The organism is Streptomyces sp. NPDC054932 (assembly GCF_053610205.1).
On sequence record NZ_JBSGXU010000343.1, the window covers coordinates 1 to 3,980 of the forward strand.

The following is a 3,980-nucleotide window of genomic DNA, read 5'->3' on the forward strand; positions in this document are numbered from 1 at the left end:
GGCTGGCGGGGCTCGGCGCGCTGCCCGGCGGTGCGGGCCAGCAGGGCGAGGCCGAAGGCCAGGGTCTTGCCGGAGCCGGTGCGGCCGCGGCCGAGGGCGTCGCGGCCCGAAAGGGTGTTGGGCAGGGTGGCTCCCTGGATCGGGAACGGCACGCTCAGGCCCTGTGTGCCGAGGGCAGCAAGCAGCTCCGCCGGCATGTCGAGGTCGGCGAAGGCCTCGACGGCGGGCAGCGCGGGAGTGATGGTCTTCGGCGGAGCGAACTCGCCCTGTACCGCTGCGGGTCGGCGGCCGTAGCCGCCCGAGCGGCGCGGACCTCCGGAACGGCTCGGGGCCGACGACCCGAAGCGGCTGCCCCGCTCCGAACCGGCGGCAGCGCCGAAAGCGGGGCCGCCGGTGCGGCTGCGGGTGCGAGAGGAGCGGTCGTTCGTACGTGTGCGGTTCATTCAGAACCTTTCCTTGATGCGGCGCGTATCAAGGAATTCCCGCAGCGGAAACGCGGCGCTGGGAATCACAAGAACGTTGCCGAATGGAATGTGAAAGCGACTCTGGCCCGCGAGGATTCTGTATGGGCGCAGGCGCTGAGATGAGACCGCGTCACGGGGACGCGAAACCGAGAAATCGAGTGGGGTGAAGCACCAAGCAGGCTGTAACCTTGAAATACTTCATCCCGCAGGTGACACCACTGCGGGAAATGCGTGCAGCTGGGGCCCGCACCCCGAGGGATGCGGGCCCCAGCTACGAAATGCGCGTCAGCGTCAGGCGGGAACGATGTTCTCGGCCGTCGGGCCCTTCTGGCCCTGCGCGATGTCGAAGGTGACCTTCTGGCCTTCCAGCAGCTCGCGGAAGCCCTGGGCGGCGATGTTCGAGAAGTGGGCGAAGACGTCGTCGCCGCCACCGTCCTGCTCGATGAAGCCGAAGCCCTTGGCCGCGTTGAACCACTTCACGGTGCCAGATGCCATGTCATATCTCCTTTGGGGCAGTACACCAGCATCCGCACTGTACGGACACCGTGTCGCCGCGATGATGCCCCGCCGGAAAATGACCCGGAAATATGAAGCACTCGAATGTGACGCGGAGGTCGACTGGAGCGCTTGAAGTTTTTGGGTACCAAAACTGCAACCGAGATCGACAGTAGCACGTTGCAGCGGTTCGTGTGCGCTAAATATCTCCATCGTGTGCAGTGCGGAAAAACTCTCCCTGCGGGGTCCATTAAACTCTCTGACCGCGGGGATAGATATTGATTCCCCCCGAGTGCAGCGTTTCGCGAGCAAGGGCGTCCGCCAGCTGCGACGTGCAGTCCAGGGGACGTGAGCCTGCGGGGTGGGTCCGCAGCGCCCTCCCGAAGGGATCAGCAGCTCGCAGGGCTCCAGGGCGGTCTCGGGGGGGCGTCCACGGCAAGGCGGCGCGGCCAGCCCCGCGCTCGCTACACGTCTGTTCCGCAGCGCCTGACCGTCACTGCGGTCGTTCGCGAAGCCGCTCCCGCAGGTGGAGGAGAACCTTGGTGTCGGCGATTTCGACCAAGGCTGCCAACAGGATCCGGATACGAGCGTCATCGCCATGGTGCACAGCCCGCACGATGGCCTCGACGGTGGCGGCCGCCTCAGCGGGAAGGCATGGTGGGCCGGCCGTGGCCCACACGTGAACGGCAGGACCGGCCGTGCCCGGCCGTTCTGCCGGAGTGTCCTGCTCAGGGTCACTGCCTTCATCCACCGGCACCCGTGAACCTCCTGACGAGATGGTCAGCTCAACGGTGATCTCAGTGGCCATCTCACTGGCACGGCTGGACCAGGCCGCCCCCGAGTCCCGGTGCGCAGCCTTCTTCGAGACTTGCATCAGTGGGGACCGGCGTGTGGAGCCTGTCCCGCTGAGAGGCGTGGCACTCTCGTCGCGAGCACCGTTGGCGGGGAAGGTGGCGTAGGTGATGGCTGAGCTGAAGTTCGAAACCGTCGTGTGCCCGCACTGCGCGGCCTGCCCGGCCGCTGAGCAGGCCCGTACCGTCACCGCCGACCGGTGCCGGGTGACGGTGACGTGGCATCTCCCTTCCTGCCCGCACTATGCCGCCGATCGCGTGTTGGCGGGGAAAGAGGACTAGGCAGACCCGTCGAGGTTCTGAGCCAAGCCCTCCGACCAACCGCCCCTTTTGGAAAGCGAATTCACGCGACCGAGGCAGCGGTGTGACGCAGGTCATCGAGGACGTGTCTCGCGACGCGAGACCGGCGGGGGCTCGTGTGGTGCAAGTGGTGCGTGAACAGCCCTCCGGCCAGGGAGTTCCTGCGAGTTGGGGCACGCGGAGGGCACGGCGAGGGGTGAGAGGTCTAGACAACGAAGAAGACCCAGGTCGCTGACCTGGGCCTTCGTTCAAGAGCGGATGACGGGAATCGAACCCGCGCTATAAGCTTGGGAAGCTCATGTTCTACCATTAAACTACATCCGCACAGCGGGCCAGTTGCCTGGATCCCTGGTTTTGCCCACTCTACCTCATGATCGACCCCCGGTGAATTTGCCGCGGGGTCGTTGTCGTGTGTCGCGTGCACCGACGCGTGTGGGTGCGGGAGTTGGGGCGTACCGTGTGGGTGCGGAGCGGCGGCTGGAGCGAGTACCGATCATCCCCTAATGTGGCGATTCGTCGCAGTACGGCTCGTTGGGGAAAGGGACTCGATGGAGCACACCGTCGTCCGTTGTGCCGAAGGGCACGTTTTCAGTACCGCCTCCTTCCCGCTGCAGCACCTCGGTGCCGGCCGGATCGGGCCCGGACGGCTGCTGCGGTGTCCGCGGTGTGCGCGGTTGCGGCACGCCGTGCCCGTGGGGGGCGCGAAGCGATAGTCGCCGGGCCGGGCGCGCGGCTCGTCCTCTCGATTGGGGGTGGCCCGCGCGCTCTGCGTATCCTCGGGACGTGCTTCTCTCTGACAAAGACATCCGGGCCGAGATCGACAGCGGACGGGTTCGCATCGACCCGTTCGAGGAATCGATGGTGCAGCCCTCCAGCATCGATGTACGTCTCGACCGGTTCTTCCGGGTGTTCGAGAATCACCGGTACGCCCACATCGATCCGGCGATCGAGCAGGCGGACCTGACCCGGATGGTCGAGCCGGAGGGTGACGAGGCGTTCATCCTCCACCCCGGCGAGTTCGTCCTCGCCTCGACGTACGAGGTCATCTCGCTGCCCGACGACATCGCCTCCCGGCTGGAGGGGAAGTCCAGCCTGGGCCGTCTCGGCCTGGTGACGCACTCGACCGCCGGGTTCATCGACCCCGGGTTCTCGGGCCATGTGACCCTGGAGCTGTCGAACCTCGCCACCCTGCCGATCAAGCTGTGGCCGGGCATGAAGATCGGGCAGCTGTGCATGTTCCGGCTCAGCTCGCCCGCCGAGTTCCCGTACGGCAGCGAGCGCTACGGGTCGAGGTACCAGGGGCAGCGCGGGCCGACCGCCTCGCGCTCCTTCCAGAACTTCCACCGCACCCAGGTGAGGCACGAGGCATGAGCGACGTACGCGAGAACCTGACCTACGACGGCTTCGGGCGCGCCGTGCGCGAGCTGGCGCAGACGATCGCCGACGACGGCTACGAGCCCGACATCATCCTGAGCATCGCCCGCGGAGGCGTGTTCGTGGCCGGCGGGCTGGCGTACGCCCTCGACTGCAAGAACATCCACCTGGTGAACGTCGAGTTCTACACCGGCGTCGGCACCACGCTGGAGATGCCGGTGATGCTGGCGCCCGTGCCCGAGGCGATCGACTTCACCGACAAGAAGGTCCTCATCGCCGATGACGTGGCCGACACCGGCAAGACCCTGAAGCTCGTGCACGACTTCTGCCTGGGTCACGTCGCCGAGGTGCGCTCCGCCGTCGTCTACGAGAAGTCCCACTCGCTCGTGAAGTGCGAGTACGTGTGGAAGAAGACCGACGAGTGGATCAACTTCCCCTGGTCCGTCGAACCGCCCGTCGTGAAGCGTGAGGGCCAGGTCCTCGACGCCTGACCGCC

At 66.6% G+C, this 3,980-nt stretch carries 6 protein-coding genes and 1 tRNA gene; 3 read left to right on the top strand and 4 right to left on the bottom strand.

Going from position 1 to position 3,980, the window contains the following annotated elements; translation table 11 throughout:
* The 3 genes from ACWGE1_RS40365 to ACWGE1_RS40375 all read right to left on the bottom strand — a co-directional run.
* On the bottom strand, nucleotides 1-443 hold a 443-nt coding region (locus tag ACWGE1_RS40365), incomplete at its 3' end, for a DEAD/DEAH box helicase (RefSeq protein ID WP_453425454.1).
* Nucleotides 444-755: 312 nt separating this feature from the next.
* Complete coding sequence (locus ACWGE1_RS40370) at nucleotides 756-959, bottom strand: cold-shock protein (protein WP_030647895.1); 204 nt, start codon at nucleotides 957-959, stop codon at nucleotides 756-758.
* Between the two features lie 493 nt (nucleotides 960-1,452).
* Complete coding sequence (locus ACWGE1_RS40375; protein WP_453425455.1) at nucleotides 1,453-1,767, bottom strand: hypothetical protein; 315 nt, start codon at nucleotides 1,765-1,767, stop codon at nucleotides 1,453-1,455.
* 154 nt (nucleotides 1,768-1,921) lie between these two features.
* Here ACWGE1_RS40375 and ACWGE1_RS40380 point away from each other — a divergent pair, with 154 nt between their 5' ends.
* Nucleotides 1,922-2,092, top strand: a complete 171-nt coding sequence (locus tag ACWGE1_RS40380) for a hypothetical protein (protein ID WP_453425456.1) — start codon at nucleotides 1,922-1,924, stop codon at nucleotides 2,090-2,092.
* 271 nt (nucleotides 2,093-2,363) lie between these two features.
* Here the strand turns inward: ACWGE1_RS40380 and ACWGE1_RS40385 are convergent.
* Nucleotides 2,364-2,434: transfer RNA gene (locus ACWGE1_RS40385), tRNA-Gly, on the bottom strand.
* Nucleotides 2,435-2,893: 459 nt separating this feature from the next.
* On the opposite strand from ACWGE1_RS40385, the gene dcd reads away from it, so the two are divergent.
* Both dcd and ACWGE1_RS40395 read left to right on the top strand, forming a co-directional pair.
* Nucleotides 2,894-3,481, top strand: a complete 588-nt coding sequence (gene dcd, locus ACWGE1_RS40390) for a dCTP deaminase (protein ID WP_030009868.1) — start codon at nucleotides 2,894-2,896, stop codon at nucleotides 3,479-3,481.
* The gene (locus tag ACWGE1_RS40395) at nucleotides 3,478-3,975 is read left to right on the top strand and encodes a phosphoribosyltransferase (RefSeq protein WP_030009869.1); all 498 of its coding nucleotides are present in this window, start codon (nucleotides 3,478-3,480) and stop codon (nucleotides 3,973-3,975) included. Before dcd ends, ACWGE1_RS40395 begins: the two co-directional genes overlap by 4 nt.
* The last annotated feature ends 5 nt before the right edge of the window (nucleotides 3,976-3,980 follow it).

Bases quoted from the DNA above. Each gene is read 5' to 3' on its own strand.
- ACWGE1_RS40370 (WP_030647895.1), bottom strand. From the start codon at position 959: ATGGCATCTGGCACCGTGAAGTGGTTCAACGCGGCCAAGGGCTTCGGC.
- ACWGE1_RS40375 (WP_453425455.1), bottom strand. From the start codon at position 1,767: ATGGCCACTGAGATCACCGTTGAGCTGACCATCTCGTCAGGAGGTTCA.
- ACWGE1_RS40380 (WP_453425456.1), top strand. From the start codon at position 1,922: ATGGCTGAGCTGAAGTTCGAAACCGTCGTGTGCCCGCACTGCGCGGCC.
- ACWGE1_RS40395 (WP_030009869.1), top strand. From the start codon at position 3,478: ATGAGCGACGTACGCGAGAACCTGACCTACGACGGCTTCGGGCGCGCC.